The following is a 22,343-nucleotide window of genomic DNA, read 5'->3' as shown; positions in this document are numbered from 1 at the left end:
GCCGGCGACGGCTACTACGTGCTCGGCTACGACATCACCGCGCTCAAGACCGCACAGGCGAAGATGGAACGCATGGCGCAGGAGGATACGCTGACCGGTCTGCCCAACCGGCGCGCGATCATGAAGCGCATTGCCGAGGCTTTTGCCCGCCAGCAGCGCCACGGCAAGCCGCTGGTACTGATGTTCCTGGATCTCGATGGCTTCAAGGGCGTGAACGACCAGCGTGGCCATGACGCTGGCGACGAGGCGCTGCGCGAATTCGCCCGGCGCCTCGTCGCCAGCGTGCGCACCACCGACACCGTGGCGCGCCTTGGCGGCGACGAGTTCACCGTCCTGCTGGAAGATGTGACCAGTGCCCGCCACGACGCGGTACTGATCGCCGACAAGGTGGTCAACGCGATGCAGCGGCCGATCACACTCGAAGGCGGCCAGTCGGTGCGGCTGACCACCAGCATCGGCATCGCGCTGCATGAGCCGGCCGATCCGGTCACGGTGGACGAGCTGCTGGATCGGGCGGATGCGGCGATGTACGTGGCCAAGCGTGCCGGCAAGAACCGCTACGTGATCGCCGACCAGCACGGCCCACGCGAGCACACCTGAGCGCTGAGGTGCCGGGCTACAGCCAGCCCTTGCGCTTGAAGAACCAGTAGGGTGCGATGCCCGAGCACACCATCAGCACCAGCGCCACCGGGTAGCCCCAAGCCTGGCTCAACTCAGGCATCCGCGCGAAGTTCATGCCGTAGATGCTGGCCACCAGCGTAGGCGGCAGAAACACCACGCTGGCGATCGAGAAGATCTTGATGATCTTGTTCTGCGCCAGGTTGATCAGGCCCATCACCGCATCCATCAGGAAGTTGATCTTCTCGAACAGGAAGCCGGTGTGGTTGTTCAACGATTCCAGGTCACGCAGGATCTCGCGCAGATCATTCTCCTGCTCGCGATCGAGCACGCGGCTACGCAGCAGGAAGGAAAGCGCACGGCGCGTATCCATCAGATCGAGCCGCACCTTGCCGTTCACGTCTTCCTGCTTGGCGATATGGGCCAGCGTCTCGCCCATCTTCTCGTCGTTGATCTCGTCGGCGCGCTTGAGCACTTCCTGACTGACCTGGTCGAGCGCGGTATAGATGCCTTCGAGCACGTCGGCGTCGTATTCGACCGAGATCGCGTAGATAGAGAGCAGGATATCCTCGGCCGTCTCGACGAAGCCGCTCTGCACGCGCGCGCGCAAGCGGAACAGCCGGAACACCGCCAGCTCTTCCTGCCGCATGGTCAACAGCCGGCCGCGGTTCAGGTGGAAGGCCACCGTCACGTTGTCGGCGCCGTCGCTGTCCTGGTGCAGGAAGTAGGAATTGATATGCAGCCCGGCATGGTCGACATAGCAGCGGGCGGATTCCTCGATATCCTCGAGATCTTCGTCTTCGGGCAGCTCGACCCGGAATACCGCCTGCACCAGCTCACGCTCGTCGTCGGTCGGATCGACCAGATCGACCCACACCACCGAAGGCTGCGCGAGCTCGGCCGCCGTCGTCACCGGAATCTGGCGCAGACGCCCTTCGGCGAGAACGAACGCAGCAAGCATGGAGCACCTCGGACGGCAGGATGGGGCAGGCCGCGCGATTATAAGGGAATCGCGATGCGTTGCCTTGTAAGAACCTGTTCATGATCTTTTCGCTCCAGCGCTGCCCCGTAAAACGGTCAGGCACAAGGCGCAGGACGCAGCCAATAACGGCGTTATTGGCAAGGCATGCAACGCAGTGAATGACCGTTTTACGGCGCAGCCCTTCGAGCTTGCGACATTGCCGATCACGCGCGGCGTGACAAGCCGCTGAGGGTACCCGTACCACGGCGCAGCGCGTGCCTTGCTCGCGATCGGCACTCTCGCAAACGCTGGCGCGAAAAGACCATGAACAGGTTCTAGCCGTTCATTCACATCACACAGCCGTGCTAGGCTGCCACGCGGGCAGCCTCGCCGGCCCGCCATACGGCCAGGTTCCGGCTGGCCCCAGCCCGATAGCAGAGCGGAAAACGCCATGACCACCACCACGCGCAAGACCCAGGAAAACTTCCAGGACACGCTGGCCCAGGTGCAACGCCTGTTGGCGCGACACAAGCTGGTCGAGGGCATGGTGCACCGGCAGGACATGCCCAAGCATGACCTCGTCGAGCAGCTGGTGCACAAGCAGAACCTGGCCGAACTCTCCGTCAAGCTCGAGCGCCTGCACTCGGCCGACATCGCCGATTTGCTCGAAGCGCTGCCGCTGCCCGACCGGCTGACGGTATGGGAGCTGGTGCGCACCGAGCGTGACGGCGAAATCCTGCTGGAAGTATCGGACGCGGTACGCGAATCGCTGCTGGACGCGATGGAGAACCACGAGATCGTCGCCGCCGCGGGCTCGCTCGACGCCGATGAACTGGCGGACCTCGCGCCCGATCTGCCCGAGCACGTGCTGTCCGAAGTCATGGGCGGGCTGGATGACGATGAACGCGCCCAGGTACAGAGCGCGCTCTCGTACCGCGAGAACGAAGTCGGCTCGATCATGGATTTCGACATGGTCACCGTGCGCCAGGACGTGACGCTCGAAGCCGTGCTGCGCTATCTGCGCCGCTTCCAGAACCTGCCCAAGAACACCGACAAGCTGTTCGTGATCGACCGCGAACGCACGCTCAAGGGCGTGTTGTCCTTGAAGCGCCTGCTGCTGAACGCTCCGGCGCGTACCGTCGCCGAGGTGATGGCCACCGACGTGGTGGTGTTCGCCCCGGACGAGCATGTGGATGACGCCGCCAACGCCTTCGAGCGCTACGATCTGGTGTCGGCGCCGGTGCTCGACAGCAACCACCGCGTGATCGGCCGGCTCACCGTCGACGACATGGTCGACGTGATCCGCGATGAATCGGACGTGCTCTCCTTCGCCGGCCTGAAGGAAGAGGATCTGTTTTCCAGTATCTGGAAATCAGCCAAAAACCGCGGTCCGTGGCTGGCGCTCAATATCTGCACGGCCTTTCTCGCCAGCCGGGTGATCGGCGCGTTCGAGACCACCATCGCCCACCTCGTTGCGTTGGCCACGCTGATGCCCATCGTCTCCGGCATCGGTGGCAACACCGGCACCCAGACCATGACGCTGATCATCCGTGGCCTGGCACTGGGCCAGATCACCGCCGGCAACGCGCGCCGGCTCGTCATCAAGGAGCTGGGCATCGCCCTCTTGAACGGCACGGTGTGGGGCGCGGTGCTGGGGCTGATCGCCTGGGCGCTGTACGGCCAGATCGCGCTCGGCGCCGTGATGATGGGCGCCATGGTGCTCAATTTGCAGGTGGCGGCGCTCGTCGCCATCCTGGTGCCGATGACGATGCAGAAGCTGGGGCGCGACCCCGCCTACGGTTCCAGCGTGCTGCTCACCGCCAGCACCGACAGCATGGGCTTCTTCATCTTTTTGGGGCTGGCGACGGTGTTCCTGACGTAATCCAGGCTGGCAAGCCGCCGCGCTTGGCGGCATAATTCCTTGTTTTTACACGGGAAGACCTCCCGTTTATTGAGCCAATGCCTGGCTCCGAGGAATAGCGATGTCCAGCATCACCGTCTGCGCCCTCTACAAATTCGTTGGGCTGCCCGATTTCGCCAACCTGCGCGCTCCGCTGCAAGACCTGCTCGACGAGCACGGCATCCGCGGCACGCTGCTGCTCGCCGCCGAGGGCATCAACGGCACCGTGGCCGGCAGCCAGGCCGCGATCGACGCGATGCTGGCCTGGCTGAACCCACGCGTGGGCGAGATCTCGTACAAGCTCTCGTACGACGAAACCCAGCCGTTCAACCGCACCAAGGTGAAGCTGAAGAAAGAGATCGTCACCATGGGTGTGGCAGGCATCGATCCACAACGCGTGGTCGGCACCTATGTGAAGCCCAAGGATTGGAACGCGCTAATCTCGCAGCCGGACGTGCTGCTGGTCGATACCCGCAATGATTACGAGGTGCAGATCGGCACCTTCAAGGGCGCGATCAACCCCAAGACCGAAAGCTTTCGCGAATTCCCCGGCTACGTGCAGCAGCACCTCGATCCCAAGCAGCACAAGCGCGTGGCGATGTTCTGTACCGGCGGCATCCGCTGCGAAAAATCGACCGCTTACCTCAAGGAGCAGGGCTTCGATGAGGTCTACCACCTGGAAGGTGGCATCCTGCAATACCTGGAAGACGTGCCGGCCGAAGAGACGATGTGGGAGGGGGAATGTTTTGTATTTGACGGCCGGGTCTCGGTCGACCACCAGCTGCAGAAGGGCCAGTACGATCTGTGCCATGCCTGCCGCTTGCCGATCACCGAAGCGGACAAGCAAAGCGAGCACTACCGCGCCGGCGTGAGCTGCCCGCACTGCCATGACCAGCACAGCCCAGAACAGCTACAGGCCTTTATCGAGCGCGAACGCCAGGTGCGGCTGGCGCAGGTACGGGGGGAGCAGCATATTGGGGGTGACGTCTCCGACGTGGCCGAGCGGCGGCGGCAGGAGAAGGTGCTGCGGAAGGTGGAGGCGGCGGAAGCCAATAAACGTGGGGAGTAGTGGGGGACGCGAGTTGCGCGTCGGTTGAGGTAGAGCAAAGGCGAGGCGGTTAGCGCCTACGGCGCGGGGGTTGATCCCGGTTCCGCCCGGCGGACGGGTTCATTTCTTTTGCTTCGCCAAAAGAAACGAACCAAAGAAAAGGCGACCCCGCCTTGCGACCCTCCGGGCTACCCTCAGTCGGTCGCGAGCCTAAGGTCTCGCTCCACTCCTTCGGCGCTTGGCAAAGGGGAGGAAAACCATGTGCCCGCATTTGTGCACGGGCGCACTGTGTTCCTTAGGTTTGCTCAAAATTCGTAGTCTGACCCCGATCCCGCTCATTGAGCCTGGGACCTTCTGCTGTAGCGAGTTGAGGCGGTGCGCCGCTGAATACAACGTGATATGCAAGGATGGCTGACGGTGCTTTGGGAGTGGCAATGATGTTCAAGCGCGGCTGGCTGGCCGAGCCCGAGAACAAGCCCATGTCGCACCCGCCGCATGAACTGGGCACGCTCGGAGTGCGCGTGATCAGCGCTCACGACGAACGACGGGAAAATTGGTACACGCTTGCGCTCCTCGTTGGCGTGATATGGCTGCTCAGCGGTGGAATTTGGTGGCTGCTGAGCTGGCTGGAATCCGCGGTGGAAACTGAAACAGCCATGCCGGAGACGCTGGATGTATGGTTGATTCAGCTGCCAACCCTATTGCTAGTAGTAGGAATCATGGGGCTTGTCAGCTTGCGGCCACGAAGCCATCGTGATTTGCTGACCTTCGATCGCGGCGGCCTACGCCTTGGTCAGGGTGGTATCTGTCCGTGGCAGAGGCTGCAATTGCGCATCGAGTTGCGTATGAATGCAGGCTTCTTGGAAGCGTCAACTCGCAATGCCGCAGCCGCGGTGCGCGCCGTGCTACACGTTGTCCACGAGGATGGCCGCTTGCAGCGGATATGCGCTTACCCCGATCCCAGTCTGGCCTTGCAGGTCAACGGGCTGCAGTACGCCGACCCCGCACACCGTTTTCGGCATGAACTGGCAGCCTTGCTGGCGCATTTGCCGGCTGATGTGACTGCTCCGGTCTTGCCCGAGGCCTTTCACAAGCGCGGTCTGGTGTATTACCCGCTGCGCCGTTTTGGCCGATCCGTGTTCTGGCTAACGCTGTTCGGTGTGCTGGCCCTGCTGACCGGAGGCGGCCTTAGTGGTTTGCTAAGCACCGCAGGGGGCGCCTGCCTGCTTGTGGCCTTGTTGTTACTGGCTTGCGGCGTCGACCGTGTCGTGCTGGCCAAAAATGGCCTGTACAGTTGGCGCTATGGGCGACTGGGCTGGGGCGAGATCGCCAGTCTGCAGCAAGCGAGTGCTTCGCAGTTGGCTTGGGCCCGGATCGAGCTTAGGGACAGGCTTTTCATCAGAATGGATGAGCTACCCGCAGACTGGCTGGTCGAGCAGGCCGAGGGCAGTATGATTCTGTTTCCGATCGACACTCAACGGGCCCCTTGGTGCTGGGACTGGAGCTACCGCCCCGATGGCGCGGCCTGCGCTTGCCGCTTCCTAATGTATTGCAACGAAGCAATCCGCCGCCATGGCTTGCAGGGGAGGTAAGGCAGGGAGAATTGGGGACAGCCCCCAATTCTCGTTTGGACTGCCATACCCGCACACCACCCGAATTCCCCTCAGGAGCGCCGAGCGAGGAACAAGCGGGGCGGGGTTTCGCCGAGGATGTTTGAGGCCGCAGGCCGAGTCCCGCAGGCGCCGACTCGATTGTCCGCAGCGAGGGCACCCGAAGGGCGCGGATGCGGGGTCGCCTTTTCTTTGGTTCGTTTCTTTTGGCGAAGCAAAAGAAATGAACCCGTCCGCCGGGCGGAACCGGCATCTAAACACCGCGCCGAAGGCGCTAAGCAAATAAAACAACCAGCCGCCGCAAAAGTTACCGCGTCGGCATAGCACCACCAGCAATCCCGTCAATTTGTGGCGTAACAAGCCACCAGGACCCACACCATGATCCGTATCACCGAAATCAAGCTGCCGCTCACCCACACCGAAGACGAACTGCCGGCCGCCGTCCTCAAGAAGCTCGGCATCAAGCCGGCCGATCTCATCAACTTCACCGTGTTCCAACGTTCGTACGACGCTCGCAAGAAGGCCGCCATCCTGCTGGTCTACATTGTCGACGCCGAAGTGAAGAATGAAGCCGTGCTATTGAAACGCTTCGAGAGCGATCGCTGCGTCAGCAGCACGCCGGATATGAGCTACCACCACGTCGCGCAACTGGCTTCCCCGCCGACCAAGCGCCCGCTGGTGGTCGGCTTTGGCCCCTGTGGCCTGTTTGCCGCGCTGATCCTCGCCGAGATGGGCTTCAACCCCATCGTGCTCGAACGCGGCAAGGCGGTGCGCGAGCGTACCAAGGACACCTGGGGGCTGTGGCGCAAACGCGAGCTCAATCCCGATTCCAATGTGCAGTTCGGCGAAGGCGGCGCAGGCACCTTTTCGGACGGCAAGCTCTACAGCCAGATCCGCGATCCACGTTTTCTCGGCCGCAAGGTGCTGAAGGAATTTGTCGCCGCCGGTGCGCCGCCGGAGATCGAATACGTCAGCAAGCCGCATATCGGCACCTTCCGCCTGGTGACCATGATCGAGGAGATGCGCGCCAAGATCATCGCGCTCGGCGGCGAGATCCGCTTCAACCACAAGGTGGACGACCTGCTGCTGGAAAAGGCCGGTGACAGCCTGCAGCTGCGTGGCGTGAAGCTCGCCGACGGCAGCGTGATCGAATCGGATCATGTGGTGCTGGCGCTGGGCCACAGCGCGCGCGACACCTTCGAGATGCTGCACGGCCACGGCGTGTTCATGGAAGCCAAGCCGTTCTCGGTCGGTTTCCGTATCGAGCACCCGCAATCGGTGATCGACGCCGCGCGCTTCGGGCCATCGGCCGGCAATGCCATCCTCGGCGCCGCCGATTACAAGCTGGTGCACCACGCCAGCAACGGCCGCTCGGTCTACAGCTTCTGCATGTGCCCCGGCGGCACCGTGGTCGCCGCCACCAGCGAACCGAACCGCGTCGTCACCAACGGCATGAGCCAGTACTCGCGCAACGAGCGCAATGCCAACGCCGGCTTCGTCGTCGGCATCACCCCAGCCGACTACCCTGGCGGCGTGCTGGCCGGAATCGAGTTCCAGCGCCAGCTCGAATCGCGCGCCTTCGAGTTGGGCGGCAGCGATTACAACGCACCCGGGCAGCTGGTCGGCGACTTCCTCGCCGGCCGCCCGTCCAAGGATTTCGGCTCGGTCGCGCCGTCGTACACGCCGGGCGTGACGTTGACCGACCTCGCGCTGGCGCTGCCGGATTACGCCATCATCGCCATGCGCGAAGCGCTGCCGGCCTTCGAGCGACAGATCCGCGGCTACAGCATGCACGACGCGATGCTGACCGGCGTGGAAACGCGAACCAGCTCGCCGCTACGCATCACCCGCGACCGCGACACGCTGCAGAGCCTGAATGTGAAGGGCCTGTTCCCGGCCGGCGAAGGCGCAGGTTACGCTGGCGGCATTCTGTCGGCCGGCGTAGACGGCATCGAGATCGCCGAAGCCGTCGCCCGCGCGATGGCAGCATAAAGCGCAGCGCTACCAACCCCATACCGAGACTCCCTATGCACATCCTCGAAATCCAGCTCTACCAGGACTACATCGCGCTGTGCGATCTGTTGAAACTCGCCGGCGTGGCCGACAGCGGCGGCGCCGGCAAGGCGCTGGTCGCCAGTGGCGCGGTCTCGGTCGACGGCGTGCAGGAGCTGCGCAAGACCAACAAGATCCGCGCCGGGCAAGTGGTGACGCTGGCTGGCGTCGAGATCCGCGTGGTCGCAGCCCAGGGCTAAAGCCCGCGCCGTGGTAAATACGCGTCGATCGCGCCGTCAACGCGTGCCCTCAACATGCTGGTCGAGCTGGCCTGGGTCGGTGACATCAACACCTGCGGCGCCAAGCGCCCGGTGCTGCACATTGATCGCCGCAGCGACCACCAAGTATGCGCGCCGATAATTGGCGCTCACAGCGCGGCTGTAGCCCCTCTCTCAGGTCCCAAGATGTGGAGTCGCAACACGGTGTCAATATCCGCTCCAACCGCCGACGACCGTTCACCCGCATTCGCTTGCCTACTGAGGTCACGTTCCTGCCTCATCAACCGGCACAACTCAAATAATTTCACAGACCCATACAATTCTTTCTTGAGTGTTACACTGCCCGTACTTTATCAAGGGGGGTGGTATGAAAAAAGGAATGTGTCTTCTGCTCGGGTTAGCGGCGCTCGCAGGCTGTGGCGGTGGCGGTGATGGCTCAGGCAAATCGGGATCAGTTCGTATAGGACAATTCGATGTGCCACGCAGTGTCTACGATTGGGTGAATTCCAGCGCCACGCCCATCAAAACTCTGGTAGCCAGCCCCGACGACGATTTCAGCGATCTTGCCGCGTTTGGCAATGCCGTTGGTGACGCACACATTGTTTCGCTGACAGAAGATACGCACGGGGATGCCAACGCCTTCGAATTGATGAATCGCCAAGTGCAATACCTGCACAAGGTCAAGGGCTTCGAAGTGCTGCTGATGGAAAGCGCCATGTTCGACGTCGAAGCCATCTGGCGCAGTGCCACCAACAAGAATGCCAGCGTGGTCGATCTAGCCCCCAACCGCATTTTCTTCATGTATTCCAAGAGCGATGCTGGCCGCAAGGTGCTGTCGTACGTCGACCAACAGCGCGCCACAGCCACGCCGCTCTTGCTGGGCGGTGTCGATGTACCGCTAGGGGGCGCCACCTCGATCGACGAAATCGTTCCCGCCCTGACCAGCTTCCTGCAAAGCCGCAACTCCACAGCCCTGCAACACGCGCAATGGGCCAGTTTTGCATCGGTGGCAAAACGCGCAGCCGAGCTGACGTCGGGCGGAATGGACCACGCTGGGTTCGATGCCGTAGCCGCCCAACTCCAGAACGAGCTGTGCAGCGATAACACCCAGGGCGCTACCCCACGCGAAACCCCCGGCTGGTGGTGTTTGCAGATCAAGGGCTTGGTAGCAGACGTCGTCCGGCAGGCCAACCTGCCCCAGATGACCATTCCCGACCCGCGTGACAAACAAATGGCGGAAAATGTGATGTGGTCGATGACGCATCTGTATCCGGGGAAAAAAGTCATACTCTGGTCTAACACTGGCCATGGGACGGTACTTCGCACTTGTAAGAATGGCAACTGCGTTCTTCCCTCCTCCATGGCGTCCTATCTGAGAGATAGCCGGGGAGCTGATCTGTATGTGGTGAAAAACACGGCCAAAGAAGGCAGCGTCGTGGACTACACCGATACCACGAAATCCTGGGCCCTTGATAGCATGCCAAGCTACGAGACACTCTCGCTCGATGAGCTAGGCAAAACCCCGGCCTTTCTCAATCAACCCAGCGATCCTGCCCTTATCGCCGCGCTACTTAGCTTCCCTGGACCCACCTTCACACTGGGCCCGGACAGCACTAACAACGGCCTGTTCTATTACAAGACCGCCGTGCCTGCCATCTTCAAGGAATACGCGACCACACCGCTGCCTTGACCGAGGAAGGCCCCCTGAACCACCATACATGGCCGTTCAGGGGGCCAGCTGCGCATGCTGCCCGTCCGCCAGCGCATCGAACACCATCCGATGGCGGAGGCTGCCGCGCAGGTCCTCGTGCATCAACACCCAGGCGTCCAGACCGCAACCGAAATCCCGCACCAGTACCGGTAGCAGGACCGGGTCACGAGCGGCGATACTGTGCTGGCAGAAGGCGATTCCGGAACCGGCGCAGCAGCAGCATGTCAAGACATGTGCGCCGAACGCTGAGCCATACAAAGGACAAAGGCATTTAATTAACTAGCCACTGGCGACTGGTCAGCAAGATCAAAGGAAGAAGAGGCATTCTCAGATTGTGGCTCTACCGGAACTTCTTCTACTGGGGCTTCCTTGACTAGCAGTTCATCAGCCAAATGATCAGCTATCATGGCGCCTCCAGCAATCAACCCGCGCTGCGCCTTGCTTAAACTCTGATATATATCCTCCTCCACGGGAATCCGATACTCCCGAGCAGTTCCTACGTGAGTTGTCGGCATATTTGGAAAGTTATATCCATAGCTCAACTCCCACTCTTTTATAATTTCCCCAGAGCCTTTTTCCCGTAGCACAGCGCTTGCCAAAATAAATGGGTAGTAAACCTTTTCCAAGGTGTCTTCCACATACGCTGCCCGTGGGTGGATGCTCAACGTGGCACCAAACGTCTCCTTTTCCCCTGCTGGTTTGATACTCTGCGAAATCAGGTCGTAACCCTTCCCTGTCAATCGCGTCACCAATTCTCGTTCGATAGCTTGACGAAGCATAGGCGATTCACTTGCAAGGAACGCCGTCAATTTCTCGCTATCTTCGCTTTTTTCCTGGCCTATCTGTATTTTTGGCGCGGGCTCATTATTTTTCTGCTCCAAATGAACTGCAAGCATTCCTCCAACCAGCCCTGGCAACAGCCCAAACACCCAAAGCGATTGCAGCGTCTGTATAGTATCCCGGTTGGAAGCCCTGGAGGGCTTCGCATATTTAATGTATTGATACTCCTCAGCTCCATCAGGAAATGACAGTTCTATCTCTCCGATGTTAGGGTAGTTTCGCTGCTCACCCGCGGCAAAAACCTGGCCACACAAGAGAAAAAGCACAATAGCTGTTTTCAAGCTAAACCCCTTCCGGTTTTGATGATTTTGATATTGCAATACCCCCTATTCTATCTTGTCATCTTCTCCATTCAGGTGCTTTTTGATTCCTTGTAACAAAGCATCGAACACCACGCGATGCCGCCGGCTGCCGCGCAGATCCTCATGCATCACCACCCAGGTGTCGAAACCAAAGCCGATCTCGGCTTGCAGCACCGGTAGCAAGGCCGGGTCGCGCGCGGCGATGCCGTGCTGGCAGAAGGCAATGCCGAAGCCGGCGCGCAGCAGCGCAAGCTGCGCCAGCGTGTTGTCGCAGCGCGCGGCGAATTCGTCGCGGTTAAGCGGCAGCGACAGTTGCTCGCGCAGCCGGCGGATATAGGGCAGCTCGGTATCGAAGCCGATCAGCGCATGTTGCGCCAGCTCATCCAGCCGCTGCGGCAGGCCGTGGCGCAGCGCATAGTCGCGATGCGCATACAGCCCCAGCCCGACCGTGCCGACCTTCTGCGCCAGCAAGGCGTCCTGCGTCGGTGGGCTCATCCGCACCGCGATATCGGCATCGCGCTGCAGCAGGTTCTGCAGCTGGTCCGACAGCACCAGCTCCAAGACCAGCAAGGGATGCTGCTCGCGCAGCGGCGTGAGCAACGGCGGCAGCAGCTCGATGCCGACCATTTCCGACACGGTGATCCGCACCGCGCCGCGCACCTCGTCGGCACTGCCCTGCGCCAACCGCAACAGCGCCGCGGCATTGGCGCGCATTGCCTCGGCCTGAGGCCGTAGCGCCCGCGCGGCGTCGGTGGGCAACAGGCCCGTCTGCGAGCGGGTGAACAGCGGCAGGCCCAGCTGCGTTTCCAGCGCCTCGATCTGCCGGCCCACCGTGGGCTGCGTCAGCCCCAGCACGCGGGCAGCAGCGGATAGCGAGCCGTGTTCAAGCACGGCGAGCAGCGTGCGATAGAGATCCCAGGCAGGTTCGATGGCGGCCATGCGTTTTTGTATATCAACCATGCCCACATAGGCAATTTTGATTTAACCACCACCGGCGCACAGTACGGCCATACCGCCACGGCGCGGCATTCCACGAGGGATAGAACATGGCAAAAGCACTGGTACTGGGCGCCACCGGCGGCATCGGCGGCGAAATGGCCGCCAAGCTGCTGGCGCGTGGCTGGCAGGTGGAGGCGCTGACGCGCAACGCGGCCGACCGGCCGGACCACGGCATCCGCTGGCACGCCGGCGATGCGCTGAACCGCGACGATGTGCTGCGTGCTGCCGCGGGCTGCGCGCTGATCGTGCACGCGGTCAACCCGCCGGGCTATCGCAACTGGGGGCGTTGGGTGTTGCCGATGGTGGACAACACCATCGCCGCCGCCGAAGCGAACGGCGCACGCATCGTGTTGCCGGGCACCGTCTACAACTACGCGGCCGGTGATCGCGTCGTCGATGAGGCCACACCACAGGAACCGGACACCCGCAAGGGCGAGATCCGTGTCGCGCTCGAAACCCGGCTGCAACAGGCGGCCGCGCGTGGCCGGGCCCGGGTGCTGATCGTGCGCGCCGGCGACTACTTCGGCCCGCTTAGCCGCAACAGCTGGTTCGCCCAGGCGCTGGTGAAACCGGGACGCCCGATCGGTGCGGTGAACCAGCTTGGCACCGTCGGCCACCAGTGGTCCTACCTGCCGGATGTGGCCGAAACCATGCTGCGGCTGGTCGAGCTGGGCGATGCGCTGGGCGACCACGCCGTCTACCAGATGGCCGGGCACTGGGACGACGATGGCGAGCAATTGGTGGGGGCGATCATCCGTGCCAGCGGCCGGGCTGATCTCGCCTGGCGACGCTTTCCCTGGTGGCTGGTGAGTGCCCTGGCACCCGTGGTACCGCTGATGCGCGAATTGCAGGAAATCCGGCCCTACTGGCGCCACAGCCTGCGGCTTGCCAACGACAAGCTCGTTGCCGCGCTGGGTACCGAACCGCGCACACCGCTGGATCTGGCGGTGGCGACCACCTTGCGCGGACTGGGTTGCCTGCCCGATGCGGTCACTACTGCGGCCCGGCCGGCCCGCGCCTAGCGGGTAGCCAGCATCAGCAGCAGTGCCACTGCAGCCGGCGCCGCCTGTATCCAAAGGATGCGACGACCGACTGTGGCGGCCCCGAAAACGCCAGCGCAGATCACGCAACCGAGAAAGAACAGCTGGATGCCGTGGCCGGCCGGCCCCATGGCCAGCCCCCACGCGAGCCCGATGGCGAGAAAACCGTTGTACAGGCCCTGGTTGGCCGCCAGCAGCCGGCTCTGGTAGGCGAACTCCTCATTCAGCCGGAATACCCGCCGCCCCAAGGGCCGCGTCCAATAGAACATTTCCAGCGCCATGAAATAGAGGTGCAGCAGTACCACAAGACTTGCGACAGCGAGAGCGACCGTATGCACGGAAAAACCTTCCGTTTGTCATGAAAGCGTTTTCATATCATTGCACGCAATGGTTGTCCAGTGCGTCTTGATGCATGTGTACTGCAAATGTGACAAAGCCGCCCTGAGGGACGGCTTGGCAATCAGGGCTCGTTTGGAGTGGTTGCAAAACCCTGCGGAACGGCTCTGGCATGCAGTGCGTAACGCCCTGGCACGCGATGGGCCTCCTTCGATCGCCCTGAAAGGCGGTGAGCCAGAACCTTTCGGTCGCAAACAGCACGAGGTGCACGGCCAGTAGCGGCTCAGTGCCCGCCCGCGCCGCCAACGCTGCCGAAAGGCGGCTTGGCGAGCCAGACGATGGCCATCAGCAGCAGGAAGATCAGGCCCAGCCCCCAGAACACCTCGGTGGTGGCGATCTGGAATGCCTGCTGGGCGATTACCTTGTCGATCTGCGCGTAGGCGGCGTTGGTCGGCAGGCCCAGTTGCTGCAATCGCGATACGTAATCGATGGTGGCCGGATCGAAACCGGTGATGTGCTCGGTCAGTCGCACGTGGTGGAAGGTGGCGCGGTGGTCCCAGGTGAACACGGCGATCGCGGTGGCGAAGCTGCCGGCGATGGTGCGAAAGAAGTTGGCCAAGCCCGAAGCGGCGGCAAGGCGCGGCACCGGCAGGCCGGACAAGACGATCTGGTTCACCGGCACGAAGAAACACGCTACGCCGATGCCCTGCAGCAAGCGCGGGATGATGATCTGGTCGAACGCCGTTTCCAGCGTGAAGCTGGCGAACCAGAACATGGTGGCGGCAAAGATCATGAAGGCGAACGACGACACCAGCCGCAAATCGAGCCGCTGGATGTTCTTGCCGATGATGGGCGAGATGAAGAAAGCCAGGATGCCCACCGGCGCCACCGCCAGGCCCGACCAGGTGGCGTTGTAGCCCATCACCGTCTGCAGCCACAGCGGGAACAGCACCGTGCTGCCGAAGAAGCAGAACACGCCCAGCGACAGCGCCAGCACACCGATGGTGAAGTTGCGGCTCTTGAACAGCGACAGGTCGACGATGGGGTGGTCATCGGTCAGCTCCCACACCACCAGGAAGGAGAGCGCCACCGCCGCGATCACCGCCAGCGTCAGGATGAAGCCCGAGCTGAACCAGTCCATGTCGTTGCCGTTGTCCAGCATCAGTTGCAGGCTGCCCACGCCAAGGAACAGCAGTGCGAGGCCGATGTAGTCGATCGGCAGCTTCTGGGTCGGCGTCTCGCGACCCTTGAGGATGGACCAAGCCACCGCGCCGGCAAGCAACCCCACCGGCACATTGATATAGAAGATCCACGGCCAGCTGTAGTTGTCGGTCAGCCAGCCGCCCAGCATCGGGCCGAAAATGGGCGCGACGATCACCGTCATCGCCCAGAGCGCCAAGGCGAGGCCCTTCTTCTGCGGCGGGTAGTTGGCCAGCAGCAGCGTCTGCGACAGCGGCACCATGGGGCCGGACACGAGACCCTGCATGAAGCGGAAGAACACCAGCGTTTCCAGGTTATGCGCGAAACCGCACAGCACCGACATGATGGTGAACAGAAGCACGGACAACGTGAACATCCGCACTTCACCAAAGCGCTTGGCGAGCCACCCGGTAAGCGGCACCGCGATCGCCGCGGCGAGGCCATACGAGCTGATGGCCCAGGTGCCCTGCGTTGCACTGACGGCCAGGTCGCCCGAGATATGCGAAACCGACACGTTGACGATGGTGGTGTCCAGCACCTCCATGAAGGTGGCGGACGCCACGGCCAGCGTCAGCAACGCCAGCTTGGCGCCCTGGATGGGCGCCGGGGGAGGGGAAGCTACAGCCGTTGGGCTCATGGCTCGGGCTCGAATGGATCGTATCCGTGTCGGCGGGCGCAACGATTGCGTCGCAACAGCGCGATGCCATGCCCGCACTCAACGCGGCAGGCATCCAGGCGCAGCGCAGCCAACTGGATACGAGGAAATGGAAAACCCGGGTGGCCGGCGCGATCACTCGCGGCGCCACCCGGCTCGGCACTTAGCCGTGGTGCGCCTTGCCGGCATTGCGGGCGATGATGTCGTCAGCCAGCCGCTCAGCTTCAGGCAGGGGCTGCTCCAGCGAGCGCGTGGTGAACAGCGGCTTGCCGGCCGGCTGCATCGCCAGCACCGGGCCTTCCTTGGCGGTGGTGTCGACGGTGACTTCCATCGACAAACCCACGCGCAGCGGATGCTCGGCGAGCTCGTCCGGTTGCAGCGCAATCCGTACCGGTACGCGCTGCACCACCTTGATCCAGTTGCCGGTGGCGTTCTGCGCCGGCAACAGCGAGAACGCACTTCCGGTGCCGGCCGCGAGGCCGACCACCTTACCGTGGTACTCGACGCCGCTGCCGTAGGCATCGGCGACCAGCATCGCCGGCTGGCCGATGCGGATATTGCGCAGTTCCGATTCCTTGAAGTTGGCGTCGACCCACAGCGCATCGAGCGGAACGATGTTCATCAGCGCCGTGCCCGGCGTCACGCGGTTGCCCACCTGCACGGCACGCTTGGCCACGTAGCCCGAAACCGGCGCCGGCAGCGCGTTGCGCCGCGTGCCCAGCCAGGCCTGCACGTAGCTCGACTTGGCGGCGAGCACGCTGGGATGGTGGATCAGGTCCACGCCGTCGATGCCTGCACGCGCGGCCTCCAGCTGCCTGTGCGCCACGTCGACGGCGAGTTCGGCGTTCTTCAGCGCTTCCCGCGCATGCGCCACATCCTCGGCGGCGACCAGTTGCTCGGCGGCCAGCGGCACACGGCGATCGTAGTCGGCGCGGACGCGGGTCAGATCACTGCGGCGCTGCTCGAGCACCGATTCATATTGCGCGGTGCTCGCGTACTGCTTTTTCAGGTCGCGTACCGTCTCGCCGAGCCGGGCTTCGGCCTGTCGCAGCGCCACGGTGGCGTCAGCCGGATCGAGCAGCACCAGATCTTCGCCGGCCTTCACCAGCTGGGTCTCGTCGGCGCGGATTTCGGTGACATTGCCGCTCACTTGCGAAGTCAGCGTGACCTGGTTGCCGCCCACGTAGGCGTTGTCGGTGGTCACGCGCTTGCCGGCAAAGGCGGCCCAGTAGATCGCGTAGCCGATGCCGGTCGCGATGAATAGCGTGATCAGGATCAGCAGCGCGGGTTTGCGCCTGGAAGCAGCGGGGTTTTGTTGTTCTCTCATGCTGGTGTACTCCGATTTATTCTTGAGACTCTGGGGCGCGGTATCCGCCGCCCAGTGCCTTGATCAGGGCCAGCTCGGCATCGAGCTGGCGTTGGTTCAGCTGGATCAGCGCGTCGCTCTGCGCCAGCACCGGCAAGGTGGTGGACCAGACGGCGGTGCGATCGACGAGGCCTTGCTTGAGCTGCGCCTCGCTGCTAGCGAGCACCTGGCGCTGCGCGGCCAGCTGTCGCCGTTGCGCCCCTTCCTCGCGTGCCAGGCCCTGCAGCGCAATGCCGTCCTGCGCGATGTCGCGCACCGCATTGACCACGGCCTGGTTGTACTCGGCGATCCCCGCGTCGCGCTCGGCGCGCTTGCCGCCCAATTGCGCCTGCAGGCGGCCGGCGTCGAAGATCGGCAGGCTGATCGCCGGGATCAGGTTGAACTGGCGGCTGGCAAGATCGAACAGCTTCTCGGTAGTGATGGTGTCGAACCCGGCAAAGCCCGCGATGCTGATGGTCGGATAGAACGCCGCCTGCTGCGCCGCCTCCGCCGAGATCGTGCTCTCTACGCGCCAGCGTGCGGCCTGCAGATCGGGCCGGCGCGCCAGCAGCTCGTTGCCCAGCGTGGCCGGCAGGGAGGGATTGGCATGCGGCGGTTGCACCGTTTGCAGTTCGGCGAGCTCGCCGCCACCGATCAGCGCCCTGATCGCTTCGTGCTGGCGGCCGATCGCGGCTTCCAACGTGGCAATCTGCGCGTCGAACGCCGCGAGCTGACCTTCTTCGCGGGCCCGGCTGGCCACGGGTTCCAGCCCCTGGGCCACGCGCCGCGCGCGGCCTTCTACCAGCTTGTGCTGCAACGCGCGGCGCTCCTTCAGGCTGGCAAGTCGCGCACGATCGCTCTGCAGCGTGAAATAGCTCTGCGCCACGGCAACCGTCAGCGTGAGTTCGGCCTGCTTTTCCTCGGCCCGGCGGGCATGCACCTCGCCCAGCGATGCGGCAACCTGCGAGTGGTGCTTGCCCCACCAGTCAAATTCGTAGCTGGCGTTCAGGCCCACTTTCGGCTCGGTGTACCACGCACCACCTAGCGGCGGTGGGAACAGGCCGGTGCCAGAGAGGTACTGGCGATTGATCGAGGCATCGAGCGTGGCATGCAGTCCACCGTTGGCATCGATCTGCGCCATGCCGGCCTCGGCCTGCCGTACCCGGGCCTGGGCGCTGGCCAGGGTCGGTCCATCCTTCAGTGCCCGCACCATCAGCGCATCGAGCTGGGCGTCGCCATAGGCTTTCCACCATTGCGCTTGCGGCCAACCCTCGCGCGCCAGCTTGATGCCCTGCGCCAGCTCGACCCCCGCCAGATCGCGCCGGGCTACGGTCTGCGCATCATCCGGAATGGCGGCGCAGCCGGCGAGCGCAATGGCTACGGCAAGCAACAGCAGAATCTTGTTGTGTTTTGTATAGTTCATTTTTCAACCAAATGGTTAAACGAAGTCCGGGGCGACTGTAGGGGGGCCACCCTCGGCACTCACTCGTTCTGGCCAGAACGCCCAGCCTTTATCCGCCCGGGAACAGTTGCCCGGGCCGGCCTTGGCCGAGCTACTCCAGCGCGCCCAGTACTTTCTTCAACAAGCCTTCCAGCTGTTGCTTCTCGTCGGCCGAGAGCACGTTGTAGGCCGCATGTACCCGCAGCTGCAGCTGCGGCAGCAGCATCTGCACCAGCTCGGCACCGGCCGGCGCCAGCCGCAGGTCGATGCGGCGGCGATCGTCCGAGTTCGGTTCGCGCGACAACATCCCGCGCAGCACCAGCTCGTCGCAGATGCGCGTGACGTTGGCGCGCGATTCGCCACTGGCCTCGGCAAGCTCGGACGGATTGAGCAAGGAGTCGGGAGCGCTGTACAGCATCGTCAACGCCACGAAGCTGACCGGATTGACGTTGTGCTCGCGCAGCACCGCGTGCATGCGTTCGTGCAGCCTGCCCTGGATATGCTTGAACAGCTGCGACAGCATGACGTGCTGCGCATTGGACCCGGGCAGACGGGCACATACGCGGCCGATCTTCTCTTCGACCGGGATGAAGCAGCGCGGAGTGGGGGGCATTTGATTCATACTGAAATAGTACAAATTGCAACTATATGAGTCAAGAACTTCTTTGCCGACGGCTATCGCCGCTGGAACAGGCCCAGTTCGTCCAGCCGGCGACGCAATTGCGCCAACACGTCGCTGGCAAACCACGCGTTGCGTTGGAACCCGGCCAGGTTCCGCTGGCTGGGATGGGGTAAGGGCAGCAAAGCTGGGGCAGGGTCGCGCCAGGCGGCCACCGTCCCGGTCAGCGTGCGGCGGCGCAGTGGATGCAAGCGCGGATTTCGGCCAGCGGCGAGGTCAGCGACATGGCTAGAGCCGGTCAAGCGGTAACAGCGGGATGTTATGCCGCCGATCCTCGTTACGCCGCTGCGGCGCCGGCCACAAGCCCTTTGCAGGCACACGCAGCCGCGCGTCGTGCGCTATGCGCACCCACAGCGCAAACAGCAAGGACGATCAAGCGCGGGTGTGCACAATAGCGGCAGTCCATCGCCGGAGCGCGCCATGCAGATCGATGCCGAGAACCTCGCCGCGGAGCGCGAGGCCGATTATCGCCATTACCGCATCTGTGGCACGCCGGCCGAACTCGGCGCTGCCATGGCCGCGCAGGGCCGGCTGCTACTCCCGCCTGCCGAACTCGGCTATGACGTTAAAAAGCTGGCGCAGCTCAGCTATGCCCGCGACTGCCGGGCGCTGACTGCGGAGCACTACCCGGCGCTGGTCGCCGAGAACGACGCCTACGCCCAGGCGAGCGGCATGACGGTGGACGATACGCTGTGGCATTACGCGCTGGGCGTGACCGGCGGCTGCAGTGGCATTGCCGTTGCCACGCCGCAGGGCATGGTGGTCGGCCGCAACTACGATTTCTTCTATTTCGAATCGCGCCGCCACCTGATCGAGACCCGGCCGGCCGCCGGCCATGCCCACATCAGCATGCACGAGGGGCTCGCCGGCGGGCGCTTCGACGGCATGAACGAGCACGGCCTGTTCGTCTCGTTTAATGGCGCCGGCGAGCATCCGGACCCTGCCCCGGTCGGCCTCGCCTTCCACCATCTAGTGCGCTACCTGCTCGAACACTGCACCAGCGTGGCCGAGGCGCGCGCCGCGCTGCTGCGGCTACCGGTGAAGGAGGCCAAGAGCTACCTGCTGGTCGATGCCAAAGAAGCCTGTGTGGTCGAGGTCCACCCGCAGCGCCGCGCCGTGCGCGAGCCAGTGGACGGCGTGCTGGTGATGACCAACCACTTTCTCGATCCGGACATGGTCGCGCTATGCCCACCCTGGCCGAATTCGCTCTCCCGCATGCAGCGGCTGCAGGCTGGCGCCCCACACGGGCTGGACGCCACCGCCAGCCTAGCCGCGCTGCAAGTGCTGTTGGCCGAGCACGACGCGCCAGTCTGCGGCCACGTCAATGGCATGGCGACGTTCTGGAGCGCCGTCGCCCATCCGCAAAGCGGCCTTGCCCGCTATTGCCTGGGCGCGCCCTGCCGCAACCGCTGGCAGGACTACCAGCTGGGCAGAGAGGCGCAGTGATCCCACGCCCACACGGCAACGATTATCGGCTTGCGACCAAGTGCACCGCCGGCATCGAGCAGATCTTGAGTTTGAACGCAAAAATACAAGACCTCGTATCTTGACGAAGCCAGCAGCAACCCATCCTGCAGGTGGAAGCGATCAACGTCACCCCAGACGGCACGCCGATCGAATTCGACATCGGTTGCTTCGCCGGGGATACCGTGCAGCGGGGGGCGAACGATCGCGAAGGGGGTAGGCCTTCGCCAGGAGAAGGTATCCAATGGAAAGCCGGCCGCCTACCACCGGCCGGCTTTCCAGGCTTTATGCCTTGTTTTTTCTACGACGCGCAGTAATAAGACCCAGCAAGCCCATTCCCATAAGGGCATAGGTTTCAGGCTCGGGCACTGGCGTTACCGTCGGCTCCAATTCTGCAAATACCGTCATACCGTCGATCCGGCTATTGTAGCTCCTGGTACCACTATAAGCCGGGTGTTGTTTTGCAGTGGCGTATCCGCTTAATAAAATATACAACGGCTGACCCGCAACAGCCTTAGGCTCCGTACCATTGGTGCCGTTGTTAAGTAAACTCACAAAAGAGCCGTTTACCTTATCAAACAAGTGGCTAGAAACCGTTGTATACGTATCACCATAACCAGTGTTTTTCATCGTCACCCGATTACCTACTCCATAAATGGAATAGCCACTCTTAGCTTCGATTTGGACCCAGCCCGGTGTGCCTTTTATGAAGTAACCGCTAACAGAGCCTCCGCCGTAGAGACTAGCCTCGAAAAGCGGGCCACCATCAGCCGTGACGGACAAGCTGTTCCCCTGCACCGAAAAATTCAAAAACGCGGGGACAAGTTCAGTATCGTAGCGAAATATAACATCTTGCCCTTCCAGGCTGGTAAAGGCAGCAAACGCCGGGGAAGCAGCAATGCAGAGAGCCAGCCCTATGCCTTTCACGGTCATCCGAATCTTCGACATCTCTCAATCCTCATGGTTACGGTTGGTTGTTTTCGCCTTCTTTCTACGTACTCCCCAGAGGCCTATCAGGCCGCAACCCATCAATGCATAGGTTTCGGGCTCAGGAACGGGCGCTGTAATAACATTCAAGCCAACCTCAGTGAACGCGAAGCTGTAGCGCGAATAGCCGTCGGTAATATGGTCGTAAACGTCATCGACGTCTCCTATTCCGTGGGAGAAGCTCAAGTTCATCCTCAACGGCTCTTCCAGACGATAATATTTTTTCCAGTCCTCACGTTGCCAAGATTCCGGAGCACCCCAGTTTCCATTGGCTGAATCAAACCTAATGCGTTCCCCCGCTGCCCACTTTGTTTCGTATACGTTAGGCTTATACACCTCAAGGGCGACACTTACTCCCCCACTGACGTGGACTTCACCCTGCGAAGAAAAAGTTGATCGGTATTCCACGCTGGGCGAAAACGCGATGATTCTATTACCTGGTTTTGCTTGTAACTCGAATGATATATTTCGTGATGTCCCGGCCCCATCCATATGAGTTCCAGCATATGAAAAATTCATCAGATCCTTGTTGTCTTTCGCTTTCAATAAAAGTCGATTATCGACAACCTCGAAACTCCAATTTGTTGGTTTTGCATAGGTTTCGTAGGTAAAAACTACATCCCGCCCTTCAACCGTGACAAGTTCGCCATAGCTTGGAGAAATACTCAAGGCCAGCAGGCAGGCCCCTAAGAAAGTCCTGTTCATTTCAAATTTATCCTCATGTCAAAAATAAAACATATTAAATTACAAACAACGAAAGCATCGTATATCATACGTTCCGCGAAGAGTCAATGGCATAGCAATTGAAGCCGGACAGGCCGGTAAAAAAATGAACAAATCGTGAACAAATCCGGGGCACGTCTTGTACTTTGCACGCAGATAGAAGACCTGATCTCGGTGTCATGCTGGCAGGACTTCCGGCTGGGCAGCGAGGCGC

The 22,343-nt window shown here is 62.3% G+C and carries 21 protein-coding genes; 10 read left to right on the top strand and 11 right to left on the bottom strand.

Translation table 11 applies throughout. The annotated features are described in order from the left end of the window. Positions 1–600 (top strand): GGDEF domain-containing protein (locus tag NLI84_RS04030; protein WP_255988337.1); only part of this gene is annotated, 600 nt, incomplete at its 5' end. 16 nt (positions 601–616) lie between these two features. On the opposite strand, the gene corA is transcribed toward NLI84_RS04030, so the two are convergent. Beyond that, positions 617–1,579, bottom strand: coding sequence for a magnesium/cobalt transporter CorA (gene corA, locus NLI84_RS04025; protein WP_255988336.1), 963 nt, complete (start codon positions 1,577–1,579; stop codon positions 617–619). Between the two features lie 451 nt (positions 1,580–2,030). On the opposite strand from corA, the gene mgtE reads away from it, so the two are divergent. The 6 genes from mgtE (at position 2,031) to NLI84_RS03995 (ending at position 10,097) form a co-directional block, all read left to right on the top strand. Continuing rightward, positions 2,031–3,461: a magnesium transporter gene (gene mgtE / locus NLI84_RS04020; RefSeq protein WP_255988335.1), complete on the top strand. Its 1,431-nt coding sequence runs from the start codon at positions 2,031–2,033 to the stop codon at positions 3,459–3,461. Positions 3,462–3,561: 100 nt separating this feature from the next. Beyond that, positions 3,562–4,548, top strand: coding sequence for an oxygen-dependent tRNA uridine(34) hydroxylase TrhO (trhO, locus tag NLI84_RS04015; RefSeq protein WP_255988334.1), 987 nt, complete (start codon positions 3,562–3,564; stop codon positions 4,546–4,548). Between the two features lie 413 nt (positions 4,549–4,961). Then, entirely contained in the window at positions 4,962–6,119 is a 1,158-nt protein-coding gene (locus NLI84_RS04010) for a hypothetical protein (protein WP_255988333.1), read from the top strand. 396 nt (positions 6,120–6,515) lie between these two features. Then, positions 6,516–8,129, top strand: a complete 1,614-nt coding sequence (locus NLI84_RS04005) for an NAD(P)/FAD-dependent oxidoreductase (protein ID WP_255988331.1) — start codon at positions 6,516–6,518, stop codon at positions 8,127–8,129. 35 nt (positions 8,130–8,164) lie between these two features. Further along, positions 8,165–8,389 carry an RNA-binding S4 domain-containing protein gene (locus NLI84_RS04000; RefSeq protein ID WP_255988329.1) on the top strand — a complete coding sequence of 75 codons (225 nt, stop codon included), beginning with the start codon at positions 8,165–8,167 and terminating at the stop codon, positions 8,387–8,389. Between the two features lie 385 nt (positions 8,390–8,774). Beyond that, positions 8,775–10,097: an erythromycin esterase family protein gene (locus NLI84_RS03995; RefSeq protein WP_255988328.1), complete on the top strand. Its 1,323-nt coding sequence runs from the start codon at positions 8,775–8,777 to the stop codon at positions 10,095–10,097. 296 nt (positions 10,098–10,393) lie between these two features. On the opposite strand, the gene NLI84_RS03990 is transcribed toward NLI84_RS03995, so the two are convergent. Next, positions 10,394–11,239 (bottom strand): hypothetical protein, encoded by an 846-nt coding sequence (locus tag NLI84_RS03990; RefSeq protein WP_255988326.1) that lies wholly within the window; start codon positions 11,237–11,239, stop codon positions 10,394–10,396. Positions 11,240–11,284: 45 nt separating this feature from the next. Further along, positions 11,285–12,199: a LysR family transcriptional regulator gene (locus tag NLI84_RS03985; RefSeq protein WP_255988324.1), complete on the bottom strand. Its 915-nt coding sequence runs from the start codon at positions 12,197–12,199 to the stop codon at positions 11,285–11,287. A gap of 107 nt (positions 12,200–12,306) precedes the next feature. Here NLI84_RS03985 and NLI84_RS03980 point away from each other — a divergent pair, with 107 nt between their 5' ends. Beyond that, positions 12,307–13,281, top strand: a complete 975-nt coding sequence (locus NLI84_RS03980; RefSeq protein ID WP_255988323.1) for an NAD-dependent epimerase/dehydratase family protein — start codon at positions 12,307–12,309, stop codon at positions 13,279–13,281. Here NLI84_RS03980 and NLI84_RS03975 read toward each other — a convergent pair. After that, positions 13,278–13,637: a DUF1304 domain-containing protein gene (locus NLI84_RS03975; RefSeq protein ID WP_255988322.1), complete on the bottom strand. Its 360-nt coding sequence runs from the start codon at positions 13,635–13,637 to the stop codon at positions 13,278–13,280. The genes NLI84_RS03980 and NLI84_RS03975 overlap by 4 nt on opposite strands. Before the next feature lie 281 nt (positions 13,638–13,918). Next, a complete protein-coding gene (locus NLI84_RS03970) occupies positions 13,919–15,472 on the bottom strand; it encodes a DHA2 family efflux MFS transporter permease subunit (protein WP_255988321.1) in 1,554 nt (517 codons plus the stop codon). Between NLI84_RS03970 and NLI84_RS03965 the strand changes: the two genes are divergently transcribed. Beyond that, positions 15,463–15,657, top strand: a complete 195-nt coding sequence (locus NLI84_RS03965; RefSeq protein WP_255988320.1) for a hypothetical protein — start codon at positions 15,463–15,465, stop codon at positions 15,655–15,657. The genes NLI84_RS03970 and NLI84_RS03965 overlap by 10 nt on opposite strands. Here the strand turns inward: NLI84_RS03965 and NLI84_RS03960 are convergent. The 4 genes from NLI84_RS03960 to NLI84_RS03945 all read right to left on the bottom strand — a co-directional run bounded on the left by NLI84_RS03960 (position 15,654) and on the right by NLI84_RS03945 (position 19,146). Beyond that, complete coding sequence (locus tag NLI84_RS03960) at positions 15,654–16,817, bottom strand: HlyD family secretion protein (protein WP_255988319.1); 1,164 nt, start codon at positions 16,815–16,817, stop codon at positions 15,654–15,656. The genes NLI84_RS03965 and NLI84_RS03960 overlap by 4 nt on opposite strands. A gap of 16 nt (positions 16,818–16,833) precedes the next feature. After that, a complete protein-coding gene (locus NLI84_RS03955) occupies positions 16,834–18,258 on the bottom strand; it encodes an efflux transporter outer membrane subunit (RefSeq protein ID WP_255988317.1) in 1,425 nt (474 codons plus the stop codon). A 130-nt stretch (positions 18,259–18,388) separates the two neighbouring features. Beyond that, entirely contained in the window at positions 18,389–18,889 is a 501-nt protein-coding gene (locus NLI84_RS03950; RefSeq protein WP_255988316.1) for a MarR family transcriptional regulator, read from the bottom strand. A gap of 62 nt (positions 18,890–18,951) precedes the next feature. Further along, complete coding sequence (locus tag NLI84_RS03945) at positions 18,952–19,146, bottom strand: uracil-DNA glycosylase family protein (RefSeq protein WP_255988314.1); 195 nt, start codon at positions 19,144–19,146, stop codon at positions 18,952–18,954. 229 nt (positions 19,147–19,375) lie between these two features. Here NLI84_RS03945 and NLI84_RS03940 point away from each other — a divergent pair, with 229 nt between their 5' ends. Further along, a complete protein-coding gene (locus NLI84_RS03940) occupies positions 19,376–20,401 on the top strand; it encodes a carcinine hydrolase/isopenicillin-N N-acyltransferase family protein (protein WP_255988313.1) in 1,026 nt (341 codons plus the stop codon). 303 nt (positions 20,402–20,704) lie between these two features. On the opposite strand, the gene NLI84_RS03935 is transcribed toward NLI84_RS03940, so the two are convergent. Continuing rightward, on the bottom strand, positions 20,705–21,367 hold the full coding sequence (locus NLI84_RS03935; protein WP_255988312.1) for a PEP-CTERM sorting domain-containing protein: 663 nt from the start codon (positions 21,365–21,367) through the stop codon (positions 20,705–20,707). A 3-nt stretch (positions 21,368–21,370) separates the two neighbouring features. Then, positions 21,371–22,111 (bottom strand): PEP-CTERM sorting domain-containing protein, encoded by a 741-nt coding sequence (locus tag NLI84_RS03930; RefSeq protein WP_255988311.1) that lies wholly within the window; start codon positions 22,109–22,111, stop codon positions 21,371–21,373. Positions 22,112–22,343: the final 232 nt, after the last annotated feature.

The sequence above is a fragment of the Chitinolyticbacter albus genome (genome assembly GCF_024437655.1).
GTDB classification, from domain to species: domain Bacteria; phylum Pseudomonadota; class Gammaproteobacteria; order Burkholderiales; family Chitinibacteraceae; genus Chitinolyticbacter; species Chitinolyticbacter albus.
The sequence above is the reverse complement of the archived record's forward strand: the minus strand, read 5'-3'. Positions and strand labels throughout refer to the sequence as shown.

Coding starts and splice junctions, on each gene's coding strand:
- corA (WP_255988336.1), bottom strand. CDS start 1,579: ATGCTTGCTGCGTTCGTTCTCGCCGAAGGGCGTCTGCGCCAGATTCCG.
- NLI84_RS04000 (WP_255988329.1), top strand. CDS start 8,165: ATGCACATCCTCGAAATCCAGCTCTACCAGGACTACATCGCGCTGTGC.
- NLI84_RS04005 (WP_255988331.1), top strand. CDS start 6,516: ATGATCCGTATCACCGAAATCAAGCTGCCGCTCACCCACACCGAAGAC.
- NLI84_RS03985 (WP_255988324.1), bottom strand. CDS start 12,199: ATGGCCGCCATCGAACCTGCCTGGGATCTCTATCGCACGCTGCTCGCC.
- NLI84_RS03955 (WP_255988317.1), bottom strand. CDS start 18,258: ATGAACTATACAAAACACAACAAGATTCTGCTGTTGCTTGCCGTAGCC.
- NLI84_RS03970 (WP_255988321.1), bottom strand. CDS start 15,472: ATGAGCCCAACGGCTGTAGCTTCCCCTCCCCCGGCGCCCATCCAGGGC.
- NLI84_RS03935 (WP_255988312.1), bottom strand. CDS start 21,367: ATGTCGAAGATTCGGATGACCGTGAAAGGCATAGGGCTGGCTCTCTGC.
- NLI84_RS04010 (WP_255988333.1), top strand. CDS start 4,962: ATGATGTTCAAGCGCGGCTGGCTGGCCGAGCCCGAGAACAAGCCCATG.
- NLI84_RS03940 (WP_255988313.1), top strand. CDS start 19,376: ATGCAGATCGATGCCGAGAACCTCGCCGCGGAGCGCGAGGCCGATTAT.
- NLI84_RS03930 (WP_255988311.1), bottom strand. CDS start 22,111: ATGAACAGGACTTTCTTAGGGGCCTGCCTGCTGGCCTTGAGTATTTCT.
- NLI84_RS03980 (WP_255988323.1), top strand. CDS start 12,307: ATGGCAAAAGCACTGGTACTGGGCGCCACCGGCGGCATCGGCGGCGAA.
- NLI84_RS03950 (WP_255988316.1), bottom strand. CDS start 18,889: ATGCCCCCCACTCCGCGCTGCTTCATCCCGGTCGAAGAGAAGATCGGC.
- NLI84_RS03960 (WP_255988319.1), bottom strand. CDS start 16,817: ATGAGAGAACAACAAAACCCCGCTGCTTCCAGGCGCAAACCCGCGCTG.
- NLI84_RS03995 (WP_255988328.1), top strand. CDS start 8,775: ATGAAAAAAGGAATGTGTCTTCTGCTCGGGTTAGCGGCGCTCGCAGGC.
- mgtE (WP_255988335.1), top strand. CDS start 2,031: ATGACCACCACCACGCGCAAGACCCAGGAAAACTTCCAGGACACGCTG.
- trhO (WP_255988334.1), top strand. CDS start 3,562: ATGTCCAGCATCACCGTCTGCGCCCTCTACAAATTCGTTGGGCTGCCC.